This is a genomic window from Coprococcus sp. RTP21281st1_F1_RTP21281_210402 (assembly GCF_040915325.1).
Classification (GTDB): domain Bacteria; phylum Bacillota; class Clostridia; order Lachnospirales; family Lachnospiraceae; genus Coprococcus; species Coprococcus aceti.
On sequence record NZ_JBCPDQ010000002.1, the window covers coordinates 1 to 20,712 of the forward strand.

A 20,712-nucleotide genomic window follows, 5' to 3' on the forward strand; every position below is an offset into this window, starting at 1 on the left:
GTAAGAAGAAAGTTCTTCGGACGTTTCTTTTCCATCATCTTGAGCTTACCCGGAAAGAATTCAGGGTCAGAGAAGTCATCAATCATATGCCAGCGTTTCACGTTGTTGCGGGCATAGCAATATGTACACCCCACTGTGCAGCCAATGACGATATTCATGTTCTGAATCTGATCTTTGATACAAATACTCATGACTTCTGCCACTCCTCAAGATTCTTTCTGATGCGGTCGAGGCATTCCTCAAACTGGGTAATTTCTTCCTCTGAAAAACCTTTGTAGTAAATACTGCCCATCTCATCAGATACAGAATCGTACTCGCCCTTCAAGGCATGTGCTTTCTCAGTCAGAAACAGGAGTGTTTTCCTTTTGTCCGTTTCAGACTGAACACGGCTTATCAGCCCTTGATTTTCCATTCTTTCCAACATCGTAGTAAGAGATGTTATCGCTAATCCGCATTTAGTCGAGAGTGACCTGATTGAGATACCATCCTCCTGCCACAGCACATAAAGAATACGCCCCTGAGCTCCATTAAATGCATCAATATTCTTTTCACTGAGAATCTTCTCGAAAATCCGGTCTCCAAGCTGTTTTATTTTGGTGACAAGAAATCCTCCATTCATTTCCATACAAAAGCTCCTATATAGTAGTTTATTAAAAACATACTATATAGGAGCTTTATTGTCAACAGTTTATATGTCTTAATAGGTAAATCCCATTTTTTTCAATTCTCCAAACTGAAATTTGTGGGTGAGATTGAATATCTCTTTAATACTCAATTCCTTTTCGTCTTTACGCAAATGATGACTGCTACAATAATCATTGGAATCATACTGATAATACCAATATATGCTGGACCTAGAATTGCCATATTGGAATAATCAGGTTTTACCAGATATGCAAAAATAGTAAATGCATTGGTAGCACCATGCATAAGAGATGGCAACCAGATGGTCTCTGTCTTTTCATATACATAATCAAATAATATCCCCATCATAATAGTAGCGACACAGAACACAATCGGACCAAGTACCGGTGCGCCAATATATTCTTTACCATACTCATATCCAGCCAAAATCATAATCGGCCAATGCCAAGCCCCCCAAATAGTACCACCTACAATTCGACCCTTAGTAACACCCAGCTTCTTCTTCAAATATGGATACAGCGCACCTCTCCAACCAACCTCTTCGCCTAATGCGACAAACATATTCAGAAATGGTGCAATTGTCACAGCTTGAACAGACGTAATCAGCAGATACATTGGTATCGTGATACCCTGTGCCTCGAACTGTTCCAACGCTCCCGCTTCCTCTAAAAGACCTCTTAACGTCATAAATTCAGAGTCAAATGTATCCGGGAAAATCACAAAAAACAAGACCCCTCCAAGGATACTTAATAACGCCGGCATCCAAAGGGCAAAGAATACATAACGAAGTTTCCCTTTTAAATGTGGTACCCATCCCATACCTTTTAGTGGGATTCTGGCTATCAGTACTCCAAGAAATGGCATAAACATGGTAATCATCAAGATAACAGCAAACACCATCTGATTTCCATTATTGCTAAAAATACTTGCTATCATTTCTAAAATCCAGGCCAACCCAAATGCGACTGCCATGTATATCACAAATTGTTTCTTACTCAAATTAATTGTTTCCATTATGCATCCACCTCTTTTCTATATACTTCCAAACTCCAGATTCTCCTCCTGCAGGTAGGGCAAGTTAGCTTTCGTGTCTTTGGCGTATGATTTCCAAAGAATGCTTCTAATTTCTTTGGCTGAAATCTGGTATGGCATTCCGGACAGAGATACTCTACCCGCTTGTACCAATAGCCAAACATAATTGCTACACAAATAGGAATCACTGCCATGGCCACAAAAAATGGCAACCAGATTCCTTTTAATATACCAATCACAAAAGTAACAATTTCGACAATTTCTAACGGAATTGCTATGATCAGCATTTTTTTGTACATTTTCTTTCGCTTTTCTTTTTCCTCCATAATCGATGATATGTCATGAATTGTTTTTTGCGACCCATCCTTGAAAGAAGCCAAAGAACTTCTTATGCCTTTAATATTTTCTAATTGTTTCGTTTTTTTCTTGACATCCGCCTGAATATTTTTTTCTTGCTCATCAAGCAAAAGTTCGATTACCTTTTTTGACTCTTCGGATTCCAATATTTCAGCAATATCTTTTATAGAGATATCCAAATCTCTTAAAAAGCAAATCGTTTCCAATGTGGCAACATCCTCTTCGGAGAACAGTCTTCGTCCCCCTTCCGTCAAATCTGTTGGCACCAAAATACCTCTTTCATCATAGTATTGAATCGTTCTTACTGAAACGTTGCACTTCTTTGCAAGCTCTCCTGTTGTGTATAATGACATATCCTGCCTCCTTTCAAGGCCCATATTAGTATATAACGCTGCGTGACAAGCAATATATCACGCTGCGTTATTTTTTATTTTTTACGCAAATAATTAATTTCTCATATCAACCAGACAGTGAGAGAAATTCCGATTTTCACGTTAGGTTTCATCCAAATATATTTCTATTTTGCTGAATACCTTATCTTTACAGAAATCAAACTCAGGAGTCTTTTTAATATAGCTGAATATATCTTCTTCAATATCCTCATTCCATATAGTTCGTTGAAAATCTTTATTTTCTTCCGTTGGAATATATAACACATCCACATGAATTTGATAATACTCTTCCTCATCATTAGGAAATTGTCTAACCAAAGAAAAGTTAAACATAGGTTTTCCTGTAAAAGAATAGGTTCCTGTTTCAAATAAAATCATATCTTCTTTAAGTGGCATATTACACATCTCTTCGAACACGCTTACTATGTGTTCCAGGCTAGAATTATCTGAAATGCTATTTTGCAAATATCCTAATAAACTTTCCTTTGATATCTTCTTAAATCTATCAAATAATCCCATTTGAACCCTCCTGTAATTTGTACTTATAGGCTCAGCATAAGCCCCAATATCATATGTAATATATTATTACAACAAAACCATAACCCATGTTGTAATATCGTTCTGATTCCATAAAAGACTAAATAACCGCCTTGCCTATTTCCTCAGCATCTGCATCAGCAAATAATATAAATTCTTTGATGATTTCATCATATGTATATTGTCTTTTATGTGATTTTTTCATCGAATGTATTATATACTGATTATCTTCAGTGATTTTAACACGAACATAATGATTATTTTTCCAAAAAGATACTCGGCTTCTATATTTCGTATTTTTCTTCCATGCAGCATTTTCTTTTCGCTCATTAGGCGTCAGCGAAGATAAAGGACTGTTGACCAATATCATTTTGCGTTCTTATACGAAAGCAAAATATGGCTTGGCGCAAACAATATTGCTGCGATAAGCAACAGAATTGATCTGCTCATAATTCCACTAAACAAGAACAAAACTGAGGGAATAACAGATAGCGCCAGTGCTCTGAATATGCTGCTCTTCTTAAAGCAAATTATCCAAATTGCACAATACAACACTACTAATATCGCGTCCACAATAAGGTATATGGCAAATGCTTCGTCAGACCACCACCCGAACCATGTTCCAGGAATGTTAATTATCATAAAACCAAAGCAGCCAAACCTTCCTATCTGTTCTGCAACCTCAACAAATTTATTGCTCCATTTGTTTTGAAATCCCTCTTTGCATCTAACTGCAAAAATAATATTGGGTATCATAATAACTGCAATCATTATCAGTCCGAATATATTTAACCAGTCCATAACTTTCTCCATAAATTCACATCACCACATGCCCTTGTCTGGACGCACCACTGAATTTTATCTGATATTATCATAAAATCTCTGCAACACGATCGCCAACTCTTCCGGAGCTTCTATGTTTGCTTCATGACCTGTTTTCGCAAGTTCATGGAAACAGGCGTTGTTAAAATATTGGCAAAGTTCTTTTGAAGTTTTTTTGTTTGCAGCGTCCTTTTCCCCACAAATGAGCAATACCGGACAAGACACCTTATTCAGGGAGTCACTGAAATCCAATTCAGCCATCGTCCCGCACAGGCTGATAACATCCGCTTTTTTGAAACCCATTTTACTGAATGCCGAATTCGACATAAGATGAAACAACATATTCTGAACTTTCAATAATTTTTGAGGCATTTTATACTGTGCTGCAATTAATACGAGCGCCTTTACTTTATCTGGGTGGTCTATAGCATAATTAAGTGCCAAAACAGCCCCTAGAGAAAGCCCACATAAAACAATTTCATCGTTCACCTTGTCACATTCTGATGAGAATGCCGAATATAATTCCTTATATGTAGCAGATTTTCCTTCTAACATCTCTGCCAAACTTAATTTGACACTACTTTCCGATACCTTCGTTTCTTTTATTACTCTATTCCAACTGTCTGGTTTTTGTCCTAGTCCATGCAAATACAAATACTTCATATATTGTCACTCCTCCTCATGTGGGGACGTTCCTTCTCAATAGAATTCCAGCCTGTGCTCCACCAGCTCACTTCCCTCATATACGAGCTTGAGTGAGAAAAATCTCTTCTCCCCTTCAAGTAGCATTTTCAGGAATATCGCATCCCCGCTCCACGTCGGAAGTGTTGGCACAATCTCTTTATCTATCCATTGAAGATCACCCTCATCGCATATCTGGACATCCCCCTCAAATCCATCTGCGGTGAACAGGCACATAAGCTCATTCTCGCACTCATTGCTTATAAATGTCACCAGACCTCTGAATCGATATGATGTAAGCGTAAGTCCCGTCTCCTCCTTTATCTCCCTGAGAAGGCAGTCTTCAGGACTCTCACCCTCCTCGGCATGTCCACCTACACCGATCCATTTGCCTTTATTAATGTCCTTCTCCTTCTTTGTCCTGTGGAGCATCAGGTATCTTCCATCTTTCTCTATGTAACAAAGTGTTGTCATCTTCATAATTACTACTGTCTCCTTACCCTCTTTTGCACGTTTCATGTCGCAAATACAATTAATCTTTCTCGCTCCGTTCTCTGCTGTTCACTATGTATATTCCTGTGCACACCAGCACCAGCGACACCAGGCTTACCGGGCCAAGTGCCTGCGCACCCTCGCGGAGCAGCCATGCCGACAGTATCACGCCGAATACCGGATTCATAAATCCAAATACTGCAACCCTTGATATAGGATTATACTTGAGCAGCATTCCCCACAGAGAATATGCCACCGCCGATACAAGAGCCAGATATATGAGCATCAAAACTCCACCTGTTGATACGGTGCTGAGTCTGCCTCCCATGGCAAAACCGGCAGCCGACAGAATAATTCCGCCAACTATAAACTGGTAGCCACTGAGCATAACCGGATTGTGTTTTACCGAATATCGCTTCAGGAACACCGATGAAAATGCATAAGCCACTGTCGACAGAAATATCGCACCCTCACCTGACAAGCTCATATGGAAATTCATTCCATTCATGTTTATAAGTACAACTCCCGCAAATCCAACCAGACAGCCAAGCATCTTCTTTGCAGTGACATTTTCCTGATGGAATATGAATCCTGACACTATGATGGCAACGAATACATTTACTGCCTCTATGATGGACGCCTTGACTCCGCTTGTATGTGCGAGACCTATATAAAAGAACAGGTATTGTATGACTGTCTGCAGCATAGCAAGCCACACTATTTTGCCGGCGCAGCCCTTCTCCGGCTTTATGAACTTTCCTTCCAGCAGACTTCCAAATATCACGGCAAGGATTCCCGCCAGCACGAATCGCATACCGGCGAACAGTATCTGTGCCGACGTATCCGCACTCTCTATATTCCACAGTCCATAACCTATCTTTATACAAGGAAACGCACTTCCCCACAACAGGCAGCACAGCATGGCACCGAACCACACAACACTGGTCTTCTGCATCCATTTGTCGTTTATCTCTATCTTTTTCATATTTACTTCTCTCTCGTGTCTTTTATATCATAGACTAACAACATTATATACGATTATAACTGCCAGTCTATATTCTTTGCATTCTCAGCAAGCAGCAACCTGGTCGCAAGCTCTTCATCATCCAGTTCTACATAGTCACCATTTGCATAATATCTCCACTCGGCTGTCATCTTTTTCCCTGTAAAGTTCGTCTCCCTTATGACCCAGAACTGTTTTGGAGACAATCTCTCCTGATTATTTTTCATCAACGTATAGCACTCTGTGTACTTGCAATTCTTTACTAGTTCCTTGACATCCATAAATGTCTCACGATTCTGAACCTGACATATAAGCAGACTGCAATTCTTCTTTGGTTTTCTCTGTACCCTCTCAATGGATATATCAAACCATGAACACAGTATCATATATATCAATATGTATACAAACAAATATGCTATGGAAAATACGACATCACCTTTATCGCCAATAATCTTGTATAGGAACCATTTATTAAAATAGAACAGGATCACGCCAGTCAGAAATGAACATAAGATCAGATCTGTGAACCACTGGCCGGCTATGATCAGCCCATGTGTGTTACGTGAATCTGATAAAAAGCGCAGTATCCATAGAATCAACAGTGTGCCAACCGCCAACACAAGAGCCGCTATGCCAAGATGCACACCTGAGTCAAATATCCAATGCCAGTTAAGCGGCAATTTTATATGTTTTATATCTTGCAAGAGGTACTGCACATCAGGATTCCACACCGTATTGCCCCAATATATGAATCCCCATACTGCACCTATCACAAATAACAAAATCTCCTTTTTCCATCTTCCCCTCATAATGTACCTCCATTCTTAAGCATCTTTTATTGTATATATATGGAAAGTATATTTTTATACACGAAAAAAGTCAATTTTCTTTCCCCATTGGCGCGACTTGTTTTTGGCAAATATTTCTTCAATTATCTCCTCGTATATGATATGCTCTAGTTAGTTTATGCTAACCATATAGATTATTTACAAGGGGGATTACATGGAACAGAAAGAAAAAATTAAATACCAAAGGAACTGCCTGCTGGGCGCGCTCGGCGCAGCGCTCCTGATCGTGGGGGATCTGTGTATCAGCATAGTACCCGCATCACCCGCGGACAAAGGACTTTATGTGAGGGGGGCATATCTGAACGGGGATTTCCAGCTGTGGAGAGTGGCTCTGCTGCTTGTGACAGGTCTTGTCGGTATGTTCTTCTATGCATTTGGCATAGACGCCATATCGGAGCAGATACTTCCCAAGTACCGCAAGACGAGGGCACTCGTCAAATACGCAGGGCTCATGTATGTCGCGTCCGCCGCAACACTGCATTTTCTCGTGGGAACACTCGCTTACTGGGTAACCTATCTGTCTGAACACATTGGAAGAGAACAGGCCATCGCATATGTTGACGACTACTACAATCTGCTCTTTCCAGCCGTCAGCATAGTGTACATACCTACGGCACTGCTCATGCTCACAAGTCTTATATCGCTGCTGGCAGGCAGAACTGTCATGAAGAGGAGCATGATCGTATTTCACATCATCACATGGCAGCTTATATTTGTGCTCATTCCTGACATCAGACAGGCCATGGGCGCCGACATATCCACACTGGATTATGTATTCAGTCAGGCATCAGGAAACACCGCCTGCCTCATCTGGCTAGTTGCCAGCTTTGTATATTCTAAAAGAAACAGCAATTAACAACCGTCTCCAAACTAATTCAAACATATAAAAAGTTCCATGCATCTGCACCGTGCAGACACATGGAACTTTCTTATTACTCTATATTAACTTCAACCTACAGCATACCCTCTTTTATAATATCGTGGTCTCTCAGTACCTTTTCAATCACCGTGCCCTGGATCTTCTTAAGTATAGGTCTCTTGAGCTTGTTCAGAGGTCCAAGATTTATCTCAAGCGGAGATTTGCCATCCATGAGCTTCACGCTGCTGTCCAGCAGTTCACGGATATCGTACACACTTCCCCACACCTCTGTCCACACCGAGGAGTCCATACACAGCCTCCATGGCAGTTCTCACCGAATACTCTGTGGTGAACACTGTGTCACGAGGAGTGTCGGCGAACTGTCCGAGGAATGCAAAGTTGGTGCATCCGTCCGGAATTACGTCTGGTCTGTCGCCCTTTGCCCTTGGCATGAAGAATGCGGTGATATATGGCATCATAGTTGGCACACAGACTGCGCTGTTTGTGGCCAGTTCCTCGATCTCATCTTCTGGCACTCCCAGATGATAGAGCCACTCCTCCGTGATCTCCTTACCGGTACAATCCTTCATAGGCTTCTTGATATAATCGCCCGGAACATCTGTGAACAGGCCATATACCCATACACACACCTTATCCTTGTCCTGGGTCTTGAACTGTCCCTGTCTGTTGATGGTCCAACTCATCAGCCAGCTTGAATCCTGACAGCTCACGATACCACCCGTGACAACCTTTCCTGTTCTCGGATCACGCTTGCAGATATCCACGATGTATGGGATGATCTTGTCGTCAAGCGTTGTTACTGTGGCCGACTCCCAGTTTGTCTTAGATATATCAGAACAGAACTTCTCAGGATGGCCAAATGAAGGATCCTGTGCAGCTATGTTCTTCCACAGGCTCCAGCAGCCGCTTGTTCTCACCTCTGCGTCACCATTTGGCGCATGATTCTGATCACCGTAGATAGTTCCCTCCGTGCAGCTTCCATTTGTGACAAATACAAGATCGTTCTCAGTGAGCGGGATCCCCTTCTCAGTTCCGTTTACCCTGCACTCGATGGTCTTTGCTATCTTCTTGCCGTCTCTCATGTCAAATATGACATTTGTGACCTCCGTGTTGTACTGGAATGTCACGCCCGCCGCCTCAAGATACTTCACCATCGGAAGGATCAGCGACTCATACTGGTTGTACTTCGTGAACTTGAGGGCCGAGAAATCCGGAAGTCCTGAGATGTGATGTATGAATCTCTGGAAGTAAAGTTTCATCTCCAGCGCACTGTGCCAGTTCTCAAATGCGAACATCGTCCTCCAGTACAGCCAGAATGTTGAATCAAATACCTCATCGTCAAATACATCCTCTATCGTCTTGTCATACAGATCCTCATCCTTTGTCATGAAGAGCTTCATGATTTCCATACAGCCCTTCTGGCTCAGATTGAATTTGCCATCTGTGTGGGCATCCTTGCCTCTGTTCACTGTTGCTCTGCACAGTGAGTAATTTGGATCCTCTTTGTTCAGCCAGTAATACTCGTCAAGAACCGATACCCCCGGTGTCTCTATGGAAGGTATACTTCTGAACAGATCCCACAGGCACTCGAAATGGTTCTCCATCTCACGTCCACCTCTCATGACGTAGCCTCTGGCAGGATCAAATATTCCATCGCACGCGCCGCCCGCTATATCCATAGCCTCAAGAATATGGATATGTGAGCCAGGCATCTGTCCATCACGGACAAGGAAACATGCAGCCGCAAGTGATGCAAGTCCACTTCCAACTATATATGCGTTCTTGTCATCCACGCCCTCCGGCTTTCTCGGTCTGGCAAATGCCTCGTAGTTACCATTTGTATAATAGATTCCCTTGCTGTTCTTCTCATGCTTTCCGCGCTCCGTATTGCGGTACTCAGCATGTTCAGCCGCAGCCTTCTCCTTCTGAACTTTTGCCTTATTACGATTTTTAACTGTGAGAGCTGCTGCTCCTGCGCCGGCTGCTGCCACCGCTGCTATTCCGATTCCTAACTTTTTCTTTGACATAAGCAATTCTCCTTTCAGTTTGCCGTCTATATCCATCTCATGTCCCTATAATAGCTTGCCCAATTTTTATTTCATATTTACAAAAAAAGTGGAATGATAAAAATTTTATCATTCCACCCGTTTTGTATAACTCTATATTGCATATGTACTCTAGCGATACCTTCTATCGCCGCCCTCCTGCCTGTAATATGCCGCCTTGTTCTCGTACATTCTCTCATCTGCAGCCTTTACTATCTCGTCAAATGACTCCCAGTCCTTCTCATCACTTGACACATAGCCACATGATATCGATACGGATTTCACCAGCTGTCCAGACCATCCACGCACAACGTCATCAAACTCCTGCTGCACTCTCTTCAGCCTTCTGGTATTTACAAAGATGATGGCTGCAAATTCATCACCGCCCATCCTGTACACCTTACCATAGTTTCCAAAACACTGCTCCATACACTCGGCAGCACCCTGAAGCAGTTCATCTCCAGCCGCATGTCCCAGGGTATCATTCACTGGCTTAAGCCCATTTACATCCATGGACACATACACATATACAGAATCTCCCGGCAGCTCCCTGACATCATCTATATATGCACTCCTGTTATAACATTTTGTGAGCTCATCTGTATAAGACCTTCTTATCAGCTTCTGCTCCCGTTTCTTATCTTCATCTATGTTTCTGGTGGTAAATATGACTTTTAAAGGACGTCCGTCCTCGTCAACATCTATCGATATAAATGACAGTCTGAACCATCCAAGATCCTTCACCCTGAACTCACCTGATACAATCTTTTTCTTGATCAGCCTGTCCCCCAGACTATCAAGATCCATGAATTTCTGGGCACTTGCCTGATGTTCATCCACAACCACCTTATGAACGATCTTCCTCATAAGTTCCTTCGCCCCTGCTGCCCGCTCACCAGCCCTCAATATCAGGTCTCCTGCGGTATAGAGTGCAAATGTATCATGTTGAAGATCAAGCATATGCATGCTGTAATACATCCCCGACATGGATGTCAATATTGACAGCTGTTCATTTCTCTCCCGGTTCGCATGTATCACCTTCATCACCATGCTTACCACCAGGCCGGCGGCAAAACACAGATACAGTGCCATGATAACCATGATTGCCATATTACTCCGGCTATTCACATCCATTCTATATATGACCCCGATCACATACTCTCCGGATCTTCGGAATACACATCTGTTTCTAAATCCATTAATCCTTCTTATGCCTGTAAAACTGTCTTCATCGTCCGGCAACATATCATCAGTCACCGAAATGCCGATCTCATCAAGAGTAAGCCCTACTACCGGTTCATATGAACATCCATATATTTCTCCCGATTCGCCATCTGCCACTACAACACTCAGACCATCATACATAGGCATATTGGCAACCACCGTGGATATCTCATTCTGTTTTACTTCATTCAGAAGTCTTCTCGGCTCGATTCCAACCTGTATCATCTTGGTTCCATCATCGTTCCATGTTATTGCATACATCATCTTCTTACCATTTGATGTGTTCGGAGTGACATCCTGACACATGGTGAGATTCTTGTCATCAAGCATCGGCTTGAAATACGCCATCTGCTCCCCGGAATCAAAGCTATATCCAAAATATTCGGGATTGGTACCAGCATATATCACGCCATCCGTATTAAACAAATGCACCTCATCAACAGATATAAGTGCAGCAATCTTGCGGAGCTCATCCACATCATTTGCCACCTCAGGCTTTGCATCAACTATATACGCCACAGCCTTAGCCCTGACCATATAATCTTCCTTGAGGGAGTCTATCAAATCTTCCTCACTTGCCTTATTCTTCTCAATTACATTGCTGACCTGATCCAGCAGCACCTGCGAGGTCCTGTCAAAACTCCTGTTATTGATAAAGCTCAGTATGACCGCCTGGATGACCATAGCAACCAGCACAATTCCCCCTGTTATCAGTATTATCCCCGGCAATCTCTTTTTCATATCTGATGTTCGATTCATAAGCGCTCTCCCCGCGTATCCCGCAGTACTAGATTTCTTTATCCTGATCCGTCCTCTGCTTTTACATCTCGCTTTCAAAGTTATGAATGGAATTTGCTATATTTCCACGAAGCGTAATGCTAAGCTGCTCCACTATTTTATGATAATCGTCTTTCATCCCCTCGTCTACCCAGTCAAGCATAATTCCAACAAATCCATACTTGTAAAAGTCTGCTATGAACTGCTTATCATTCTCAGAAAGATTATCCCCTGCGCATTTCTCATCCACTACATCCGCTATGAGCTGGTACGACAGCTTATATAGATAGTTTTCTATCTTTGCCTTATCCACCGACCTATATATATTTACGATAAAGGGCTTGTTCTCAAGCACAGCCTCAAACACCTGTATCATGCCCTCCTGCCAGGTATCGTAGGTCTTCTTATCCTTCAGTGCCTGCTTCCCATCCTCTATACACACCCACTCGGCAAGCTCATATATGTCCTGAAAATGATAATAGAATGTCATTCTACTTATCCCGCAGTCTCCAGTGAGATCCGCTATCGTTATCTTGTCAAATGGCTTCTCCTTGAGAAGCTTTTTCAGAGATGCCTCAAGTGCTTTTTTAGTTGAATTTGCCATGCATACCTCCTGTTATCTAAGCTGTTCATATCATCCTTATAAACAAACATACTCATAAAAAACAATGTTGCTTCTTATGAGTATATCTTTATGTTTATTATATTCTTTTTTCGACAATTCTCTACTTAAAAATGTTATATTTCCTTATCTTTCTTCTGATCTTACGTCTGTTCTTCTCGTCTCCAAAGAAGCTGCTGAGCTTTTCAACAAACAGTGTCAAATATCTGAACATAGATTCCGCAGCAAATGCAAATACAACCATGAGCAGGAAACATATGTTGGATATCGACTCTATGGCAAACAGCCTGCCGAGGAAAAGGCCACAGAACAGCAGTCCGATTATGTTGATAAGAAGTACACCATACTTCATCTTGTTGAACGGATGGCTGATCTTGATTATTATCATGAATCCGACAACCGCAAGAAGCATTGTGCCGGCTGTGGCTATGTCCTCACTCGGGAGATTGAAGACCTGTCCGCAGATTACAAGTGCTCCGACCGACAACACATCCGTGAGTCCTGCAGGCAATGCTTTTAACATGACATTTACCATAAAGTTTCCCTCTATACGATCCCTGTTCGGCTCAAGTGCCAGCAGGAATCCCGGCAATCCTATGGTGAACATGCTTATGAGCGATATCTGTGAAGGCTCCAGCGGATATGTGATCGCAAATATCGCTGAGAATATGGCCATCAGCAGTGAGAATATATTCTTAACAAGGAAGAGGCTTGCTGATCTCTGTATATTGTTGACCACCTGTCTTCCCTCAAACACCACATATGGCATACGTCCGAAATCCGAATCCAGAAGCACCGTCTGTGCCGCCTGCGCAGCCGCTTCACTTCCGGATGCCATTGCAATACTGCAATCGGCATCCTTCATTGCGAGTATATCATTTACACCATCACCAGTCATGGCAACCGTGTGTTTCTGTTTCTGGAGCGCCCTGACTATGAGCTGCTTCTGTTTAGGCGTAACTCTTCCAAATACTGTATATTTATCCACAGCCTCAGTTATATCCTTCTCAGACTCCAAAGTGGACGCATCCACATAGTTCTCCGCTCCATCTATGCCTGCCCGCTTTGCCACCTCTGATACTGTGGCAGGGTTATCTCCGGATATAACTTTTATGGCAACGCCCTGCTCTTTGAAATATGTAAATGTGCTCTCCGCATTTTCCCTTATTGGATTTGAAAGCACTATATAACCAATAGGAGATATGCCTCCTAATGGTCTTACCGAACCAATAGAATCCTCTCCTGACTCCGCCATAAGAAGGACTCTGTATCCCTTGCTCTGGTACTCCTCTATCTCTTCGGATATATCCTCATACCTATCCTTCATTATAAACTCCGGAGCACCAAGCATATAGTCTCCCTCGACAAATGACACCTTGCTGTATTTGTTCGCTGATGTGAAAGGTTGTGTCTTGAGCAGTGTCCTGCTGCCCTTCTCTATCTCATTCTTAGCCACATAGGCTCTGATTGCCTCCATTGTGGCATTGTTGTCCTCAATGACCGCTGAGTAATCCGCCAGCAGATGCGCAAATGCTCTCTTGTCCATCTCGGCATCGCCGCATCTGCCGCTTATCACCAGCTCTGTAACCTGCATACCCGGCTCAGTGATGGTTCCGGTCTTATCCACACAGAGTACATCGACTCTCGCAAGTGTCTCTATACTCTTCATGTCATGCAGTAACACTTGTTTCTTCGCAAGTCTTATTGTGCTGAGCGCAAGCGCAACAGTTGTGAGCAGATAAAGTCCTTCAGGGATCATTCCGAGAACCGCCGCAACCATCGATACAACACTCTTCTTGAATGTCTCTCCATTCATGATATACGCCTGGCAGAACAATATGATTCCCACTGGTATGATGATGATTCCAACCCATTTTACAAGTTTGTTGATGTACCTGATCATCTCTGACTGTTCGCCGTCACCCATGGCCTTCGCCTGGGCTGTGAGCTGTGATATGTATGACTCATTGCCCACCTTGTCAAGCTTGGCATAGCACTGTCCGGACACCACAAAGCTTCCGGACATGAGTCGATCACCTGATTTCTTCTTGATCTCATCCGACTCACCGGTGAGCAGGGCTTCATTTACCGATATACTGCCGCTGAGCACCGTAGCGTCAGCACATATCTGATTGCCAGCCGACAGAATGATGATATCGTCCTTAACCAGTTCCTCTGATTGTATCTGCTGTTGTTCTCCGTCTCTCACAACTATCGAATGCGGCGCATTTAACATGCTCATCTTGTCAAGAGTCTTTTTTGCACGCAACTCCTGAAATATTCCTATAACCGTATTGCCTATGATGACCGGCAGGAACGTCAGATTCCTGAATGAACCAACGATACATAGCAGCACCGTAAGTATGAGGAATATAAGATTGAAGTATGTAAGCAGATTGGACTTGACGATCTGCCCCACTGTCTTCTGCGTACTTATATCCGTGTGATTGGTAAGTCCATTGTCGATCCGTTCCCTTACTTCCTCCGAGGTAAGACCCATGATCGGGACTCCCCGTGTATCCAGATTGTTTTCTGAGTTTGTATCCAAATAAAACACCTCTTCCTGTGTATATGGTCGGCAAATGTTATGCATCGAGCAGCATTTTGCATCGACTGTCCATGACATCTCATGATTTCTTTAACAAAGTTCTATTATAAGTACTCCAAGTAAGGTTATTCAAGGATGATGGCAGATATTTCATATTTTTTTAAGAAACCTTGTGTCTTATTAACGACAAGCGGACAACCATCTGGTTTGAGATATAGTTGATGACTGAGTCTGCTAAACAAAATGAGCATAACACATTTCCCATCTGGGTATTATTGTGTTACGCTCATTTTTTATGCAAGCCGCGAACCAGGATCCGCATCTACATCATATTCTATTATCATAGCATAAGCCATATTTGATATATTGACTGCACTATGGTCTCTGTCCCATTGCGCCCTCAAGTGTGATCGTCTCACCACTCATGTACTTGAAATCCGGTGATGCGAGTGCCACGCATGCACGTCCAATCTCCTTCTCTACGTCTCCGAAGTGTCCCATTGGCGGCATCTTAACATTTGCCTTGAACGCATCCGGATATGCCTTCTCAAAGTTCTCAAGCTGTGATGTCCATGCGAGAGGACATACTATATTGACATTTATTCCGTCAGCTGCCCACTCTGTAGCTGCTACTCTTGTAAGGCCCCTGATGCCTTCCTTCGCTGCCGCATATGCGCACTGTCCGTAATTTCCAAAGAGGCCTGCACCTGATGCAAAGTTGATGACTGAACCCTTTGTCTCCTTCAGATATGGATAGCATGCCTGCATATAGTAAAATGCAGCGTAAAGACCTGAATATATGGCAAGGTCAAACTGTGCTGTTGTGTGATCTGCGATGGTAACGCCTGATGCAGATGCCTGCGCATTGTTGATGAGCACATCTATTCTTCCAAATTCCTTAACTGTCTGCTCCACAACGTTCTTGACGACGCTCTCGTTGTCCGCACCTGCGTTTACATCAGCCTGGACTGCAAGAACCTTGATCCCATATTTGCTCTCAAGCTCTGCCTTTGCATCCTCAAGTTTCTTGACATTACGTCCTGTAAGCACCAGATTGGCACCTTCCTTGGCATATGCTGTCGCTATTCCGTATCCGATGGATCCACAGCTTCCATCGCTGAGAACTGCACGTCCGCCTCCTGTTATTATCGCTGTCTTACCTGTTAAAAAACCCATATGTGTACACTCCTTCCCTAGCCATGACTACTTTCTTCACACCGCATAGATTTCTGTCAACCATAACATATATCTATAATTTCATAGCCCATGTCTATTATTATAGCCACACTACCTACCCAAAACAACACCTTCACATACCTTTAAATGAAAATATTTATGCATATCTTTACTTAACCCACTATCCTGTCCTCTTATTAAAATTTATATAAACTTGCTTGACTAAATCCGATTTCGGATTTATATTGGATAGTGGTGCTTTCCCGATCAAATATCATATATTTTAAGAAAATACTTTCTCATTGCTATGGGTTTAAATTTGCACCCCAATAATAACTAAAGGAGTTTTTTCATATTTTATGATCGCATATAAAGACAGTCATTTACAAGAACAGCTACGCATATTTAACACCCTCTGGAAAGCTCAGGACGATATCTGGCAGGAGGCGGCAAGAAACTCCGGGCTGCCTGAAACTGCTTTCTGGATAATTTATATATTGACCATTGAGAATAAAGCTGAACTTACTCAGGCAGAGCTATGCGACACATGGTTCATACCCAGACAGACATGCAACTCTGCTGTCAAAAAACTGGAAGGCAAGGGACTCATTTCTCTGACAACACACAAAGGTGCAGGGAACATCAAATATTTATCAATCACGGAAAATGGAGTCTCATTCGCCAACAAATATATTACGCCACTGACAAATGCTGATATTTCATCATTTTCGAGTTTTACGGATGAGGAAAGAGAACTTCTGCTCTCACTCATGCAGCGTCAGCTCGATTACCTTAAGAAAGGAACTGAAGGATTATGGAAATAAGACTTTCTGATTCATTTACATATAAAAAGCTTATAAGATATGTGCTGCCGTGCATTGCCATGATGATCATGACATCCATCTACAGCATTGTGGACGGCTACTTTGTCTCCAACATCATAGGCAAGAATCCATTTGCAGCGGTCAATCTGGTCATGCCTGTGCTGATGGCGATATCCGCCATAGGATTCATGATCGGTACGGGAGGCAGCGCACTGACTTCATATTATATGGGGCTCGGGGAAAAGAAAAAGGCAAATGAAGTATTCTCGATGCTGGTGTGGCTTATCATCATCTCGTCCTGCATTGTGGCAGTCATAGGATTTGTCTTCATGCCCCAGATAGTCGAGCTCCTCGGAGCCAGCGATACTATACGCTCAGACGCCATATTATACGGAAGAATACTCATTCTGTCAGAGCCGTTTTTTATGCTTCAGAACAGTTTTCAGAGTTTTCTTACAACGGCAGAGAAACAAAACCTTGGTCTGCTGGTTTCAGTACTTGCGGGTATCACCAACATGGTACTTGATTTTCTTCTCATGTTTGTGTTCCGCCTCGGCATAGCCGGAGCTGCGGCTGCCACAGTGTGCGGACAGATTATAGGAAGTGTAGTACCGCTCATATATTTTGCGACCAACACAACAGGATCGTTAAAACTGACGAAAGCAAAGTTTGACTGGAAGTGTATCTGGAAAGCCTGTGGAAACGGCTCTTCTGAGATGCTTACCAACCTGTCCACATCCCTTGTGTCTGTGGTCTATAACCTGCAGCTTATGAAACTTGCGAATGAAAATGGTATAGCAGCATATGGTGTGATAATGTATGTGTCATTCATATTCATGGCAATATTCTTCGGTTATGCCATCGGAGTCACGCCTATCATCGGTTATAACTATGGTGCCGGTAACAAAAAACAGCTGCACAGCCTGCTTAAAAAAAGCCTTGTGATCACCGCCGTCACAGCCATAACAATGACGGTTTTGTCCGAGGTTCTGGCACTCCCTATCGCAAGAATATTTGTTGGCTATGATGATACACTATGCCGTATGACCCAGACCGGTATGATGCTTTTTTCCATATCATTCCTGTTCTGCGGATTCAACGTATTTGGCTCAGGTTTCTTCACAGGTCTAGGCAACGGGCTTGTATCCGCAACCATATCTTTCCTCAGAACACTGGTGATACAGCTTGCAGCGGTGTTGATGCTGCCTATGGTGTTTGGCATCAATGGAATCTGGTGTGCTGTGGCCGTAGCGGAGGCTGTGACCCTTGTCATAACTATCACCTTCCTTATAAAAAATAAAAAGAAATACGGATATTAAACAAAATAAGCCGGAGTATGTGATTTTTAATTGTCACGCACTCCGGCATTTTTACATCGCCCTATTCACTATGTTCTTAAGTTCCGGATAGCTGGACACAGCCAGTACATCCTCGTCCGTCTTGTTCTGCAGCGACAAATACCACACCGGTGTCATTCCAGCATTTTTCGCTCCCATGACATCCTTCTTGTAGCTATCGCCCACATAGATGACCTCATCGTTCTTTACGCCCAGCTTTGTAGCTATCATATCGAACATCCTGCGGTTCGGCTTTTCTATACCAGCCTCCTCGCTTGTTATCATTGCGTCAAGTCTGCCCGTAAGTCCAAGTCTGTCTATCTTCCTGAACTGGATATGCGCAGTCATATCTGTACAGATACCAATCTTTATTCCTCTGGCTTTCATATCATCTATAAACTCCAATGCCCCGGGGAATATGGATATCTTGTTCAGGAAATTGTTCCAGAAATAGTTGTACACCTGCAGGTCATACTTAAATGGTGATACCCCCAGAATCTCCAGCATCTTCTGGAAGTACAGCACCCTATTGTGCTGCGCCGCCATATCCCAGGCAGAGAGCTGATCCTTTACCATGTCTCTGCCTTCTTCAAAGGCTTTCATCACTGTCACTTCATCTATATGAAGAAGTTCATTTGCCACATATCTCACAGTGTCTTCCACTGCCTTATCATTCTCGTGAAGGCAGTCGTATAATGTATCATCTAAATCAAATACTATTGCTCTTATCATATCTACCGGCACTCCCTTCGAACTTCATCGGTGATCGTTGTTCCACCGGACTTATACCAGTTGTCCACAAAACTGTCAAATTCATCCAGATCTGCTTCACCTGTAACTATCTTCAGGTAAGTATTGCTCTCCAGATTCTCAAGGTGCCACCAGTCTGACACCATGGTCTCAGTCTCACCGAAGTACAGAGATTCGACTTTATTTGTACGCGCATCATTGAGGATCTTGCATGCAGTTATACGGGATGTATATGCCGCCCAGTCCTCCGATGACGCATTATCTTCATTCTTGAGATATGACTCACACGCCTCATAATAAGATTGTTCCAGCAGATTCAGATCATCCGGCTGCCTTATGCCAGAGAACACGTGGTTCAGCTCGCCATAGCATATCTGAAGTGCATTGTTGTAGTCCACGTTCATTGCAAGTGGTCTTGCGGTAGGATCCACATTGAGTTTGTAGTAATCCTTTATAGCCTGATTGTCTTTGTCCTCATATCTTACATAGTCGAACAGCACACTTATTATCTTGCACACTATCTCCGGGTGCTCATATCCCTTTCTGACTACCACGAAGTTGCCATATGGAACCTGAGTGTGATAACTCGTTGAGCCGTTTTCCTCTGTGGCAAGCAGATATGGTTCCCACTTTGCTGTTGGATCGGCCGCTACAGCGTCCATAAGAGGATTATTTGGCGCCCACCATGGTCCAAAGAATGAACCACACTGTCCATTCACTATGAGTTCTATTATGTTGCTGCTTGTCCGCATGAGGAAATTCCGATCCAGAATCCCTTCCTCGTACATCTCATGTATATGCTCCAGAGCCTTCTTTGCCTCCGGCTGTACAGAACCATACACAACCTTTCCGTCCTCATCCTTTATCCACTGTTTCGGAAATGCCCCATATGCGGCAAATACAATGTCGAGTGTGTACTCGCTGCTATAACCACAACCGCCGCAGAGACTTGTGTCTGCCACCAGCCCTACGGTACTTCCTACACCATTATTTCCCGGATCTTTCTCAATAAACTGCCTGATGATCTCCTCCGCATCCGAAAGTGTTCTCGGAGCCTCAAGTCCCAGCTTATCCATCCAGTCTTTTCTAAGCCATATCAGATTTGGTCCATCTGATATATTTGTCTCAGGTATGGCCATGATACGGTCATCAAATGTGACCACATCCATGATACTGCTGCCATAACTCTTATATATGTTCTTTATCGTTTCACTCATACAGTTGTTATAACTGTCTGTGAGATCCTCGATCATGTCATTTTCCACCAGATACTGCAGCTCATCCATGTCCTGGACGATCATCACATCCGGAAGATCCTTCTGTGCTATCACCATGGATACATTATCATCATACTGATTATCAGCAGCCTCAAATATATCCTGGTTCTGCACATTTAAGATTTCATTTAATATCTGTGTGTATGCGTTATTTTCATACGTTTCTCCCTGTGGGAGATTTGAATTATTTGCACCGGACAGCTTTCCCAGGGTATAGGTGAGCTGTTCCGGATACCTTCCAAGCGGCGTTGTCTCCGCAATATGCATGGCAGACTCATATTCTGCATCTGTGGTCGCCTTAGACGGGTTGGAGGGGGTGTTATTGTCCTGGCAGCCACATATTATTATAAGGGTAATTGTTAGCACACATGTTATTATTTTTTTCAGATACTTCATTGCTGGCATATGCTTTCCTCATTCCACTTAGGTTTTGCAAATAATTT

At 43.0% G+C, this 20,712-nt stretch carries 19 protein-coding genes and 2 pseudogenes; 3 read left to right on the plus strand and 18 right to left on the minus strand.

Annotated elements, in window-relative coordinates; genetic code table 11:
* The 11 genes and pseudogenes from AB5150_RS02025 to AB5150_RS02075 form a co-directional block, all read right to left on the minus strand.
* A pseudogene (locus tag AB5150_RS02025) lies at positions 1–191 on the minus strand (radical SAM mobile pair protein A); the annotation flags it as partial.
* Positions 188–625: a radical SAM mobile pair system MarR family transcriptional regulator gene (locus AB5150_RS02030; protein WP_055274716.1), complete on the minus strand. Its 438-nt coding sequence runs from the start codon at positions 623–625 to the stop codon at positions 188–190. The pseudogene AB5150_RS02025 and the gene AB5150_RS02030, both read right to left, overlap by 4 nt.
* Positions 626–771: 146 nt before the next feature.
* The gene (locus AB5150_RS02035) at positions 772–1,659 is read right to left on the minus strand and encodes a CPBP family intramembrane glutamic endopeptidase (protein WP_015534094.1); all 888 of its coding nucleotides are present in this window, start codon (positions 1,657–1,659) and stop codon (positions 772–774) included.
* The gene (locus AB5150_RS02040) at positions 1,659–2,387 is read right to left on the minus strand and encodes a MerR family transcriptional regulator (protein WP_055223570.1); all 729 of its coding nucleotides are present in this window, start codon (positions 2,385–2,387) and stop codon (positions 1,659–1,661) included. Before AB5150_RS02040 ends, AB5150_RS02035 begins: the two co-directional genes overlap by 1 nt.
* Before the next feature lie 141 nt (positions 2,388–2,528).
* Positions 2,529–2,945, minus strand: coding sequence for a hypothetical protein (locus tag AB5150_RS02045; protein WP_022216316.1), 417 nt, complete (start codon positions 2,943–2,945; stop codon positions 2,529–2,531).
* Positions 2,946–3,063: 118 nt separating this feature from the next.
* Complete coding sequence (locus AB5150_RS02050) at positions 3,064–3,333, minus strand: hypothetical protein (RefSeq protein ID WP_022216317.1); 270 nt, start codon at positions 3,331–3,333, stop codon at positions 3,064–3,066.
* Positions 3,330–3,776: a hypothetical protein gene (locus AB5150_RS02055; protein ID WP_004853452.1), complete on the minus strand. Its 447-nt coding sequence runs from the start codon at positions 3,774–3,776 to the stop codon at positions 3,330–3,332. Before AB5150_RS02055 ends, AB5150_RS02050 begins: the two co-directional genes overlap by 4 nt.
* Positions 3,777–3,821: 45 nt before the next feature.
* Complete coding sequence (locus AB5150_RS02060; protein ID WP_349093284.1) at positions 3,822–4,448, minus strand: alpha/beta hydrolase; 627 nt, start codon at positions 4,446–4,448, stop codon at positions 3,822–3,824.
* 36 nt (positions 4,449–4,484) lie between these two features.
* A complete protein-coding gene (locus tag AB5150_RS02065; RefSeq protein WP_349818855.1) occupies positions 4,485–4,946 on the minus strand; it encodes an 8-oxo-dGTP diphosphatase in 462 nt (153 codons plus the stop codon).
* A 52-nt stretch (positions 4,947–4,998) separates the two neighbouring features.
* The gene (locus AB5150_RS02070) at positions 4,999–5,943 is read right to left on the minus strand and encodes a DMT family transporter (protein WP_173794808.1); all 945 of its coding nucleotides are present in this window, start codon (positions 5,941–5,943) and stop codon (positions 4,999–5,001) included.
* 53 nt (positions 5,944–5,996) lie between these two features.
* Entirely contained in the window at positions 5,997–6,770 is a 774-nt protein-coding gene (locus AB5150_RS02075) for a hypothetical protein (protein ID WP_004851542.1), read from the minus strand.
* 193 nt (positions 6,771–6,963) lie between these two features.
* Between AB5150_RS02075 and AB5150_RS02080 the strand changes: the two genes are divergently transcribed.
* Positions 6,964–7,665 (plus strand): DUF6796 family protein, encoded by a 702-nt coding sequence (locus AB5150_RS02080; RefSeq protein ID WP_004851544.1) that lies wholly within the window; start codon positions 6,964–6,966, stop codon positions 7,663–7,665.
* 97 nt (positions 7,666–7,762) lie between these two features.
* On the opposite strand, the pseudogene AB5150_RS02085 reads toward AB5150_RS02080, so the two are convergent.
* From AB5150_RS02085 to AB5150_RS02105, 5 genes and pseudogenes are all read right to left on the minus strand, one after another.
* Positions 7,763–9,716, minus strand: a pseudogene (locus AB5150_RS02085) (oleate hydratase).
* A gap of 150 nt (positions 9,717–9,866) precedes the next feature.
* Positions 9,867–11,717 carry a GGDEF domain-containing protein gene (locus AB5150_RS02090; protein ID WP_055280582.1) on the minus strand — a complete coding sequence of 617 codons (1,851 nt, stop codon included), beginning with the start codon at positions 11,715–11,717 and terminating at the stop codon, positions 9,867–9,869.
* 61 nt (positions 11,718–11,778) lie between these two features.
* The gene (locus AB5150_RS02095; RefSeq protein ID WP_022215953.1) at positions 11,779–12,339 is read right to left on the minus strand and encodes a TetR/AcrR family transcriptional regulator; all 561 of its coding nucleotides are present in this window, start codon (positions 12,337–12,339) and stop codon (positions 11,779–11,781) included.
* A 121-nt stretch (positions 12,340–12,460) separates the two neighbouring features.
* A complete protein-coding gene (locus AB5150_RS02100; RefSeq protein WP_368291226.1) occupies positions 12,461–14,857 on the minus strand; it encodes a cation-translocating P-type ATPase in 2,397 nt (798 codons plus the stop codon).
* A 423-nt stretch (positions 14,858–15,280) separates the two neighbouring features.
* Entirely contained in the window at positions 15,281–16,081 is an 801-nt protein-coding gene (locus AB5150_RS02105; protein ID WP_022215951.1) for an SDR family NAD(P)-dependent oxidoreductase, read from the minus strand.
* Between the two features lie 359 nt (positions 16,082–16,440).
* On the opposite strand from AB5150_RS02105, the gene AB5150_RS02110 reads away from it, so the two are divergent.
* Together AB5150_RS02110 and AB5150_RS02115 are read left to right on the plus strand one after the other, a co-directional pair.
* Complete coding sequence (locus AB5150_RS02110) at positions 16,441–16,905, plus strand: MarR family winged helix-turn-helix transcriptional regulator (RefSeq protein WP_015534104.1); 465 nt, start codon at positions 16,441–16,443, stop codon at positions 16,903–16,905.
* Positions 16,896–18,224: an MATE family efflux transporter gene (locus AB5150_RS02115; protein ID WP_004851560.1), complete on the plus strand. Its 1,329-nt coding sequence runs from the start codon at positions 16,896–16,898 to the stop codon at positions 18,222–18,224. The genes AB5150_RS02110 and AB5150_RS02115 overlap by 10 nt, the downstream gene beginning before the upstream one ends.
* Before the next feature lie 51 nt (positions 18,225–18,275).
* Here AB5150_RS02115 and AB5150_RS02120 read toward each other — a convergent pair whose 3' ends face one another.
* On the minus strand, positions 18,276–18,974 hold the full coding sequence (locus tag AB5150_RS02120; RefSeq protein WP_015534106.1) for an HAD family hydrolase: 699 nt from the start codon (positions 18,972–18,974) through the stop codon (positions 18,276–18,278).
* Between the two features lie 2 nt (positions 18,975–18,976).
* Positions 18,977–20,674, minus strand: coding sequence for an extracellular solute-binding protein (locus AB5150_RS02125; protein ID WP_117875284.1), 1,698 nt, complete (start codon positions 20,672–20,674; stop codon positions 18,977–18,979).
* Positions 20,675–20,712 lie beyond the last annotated feature (38 nt).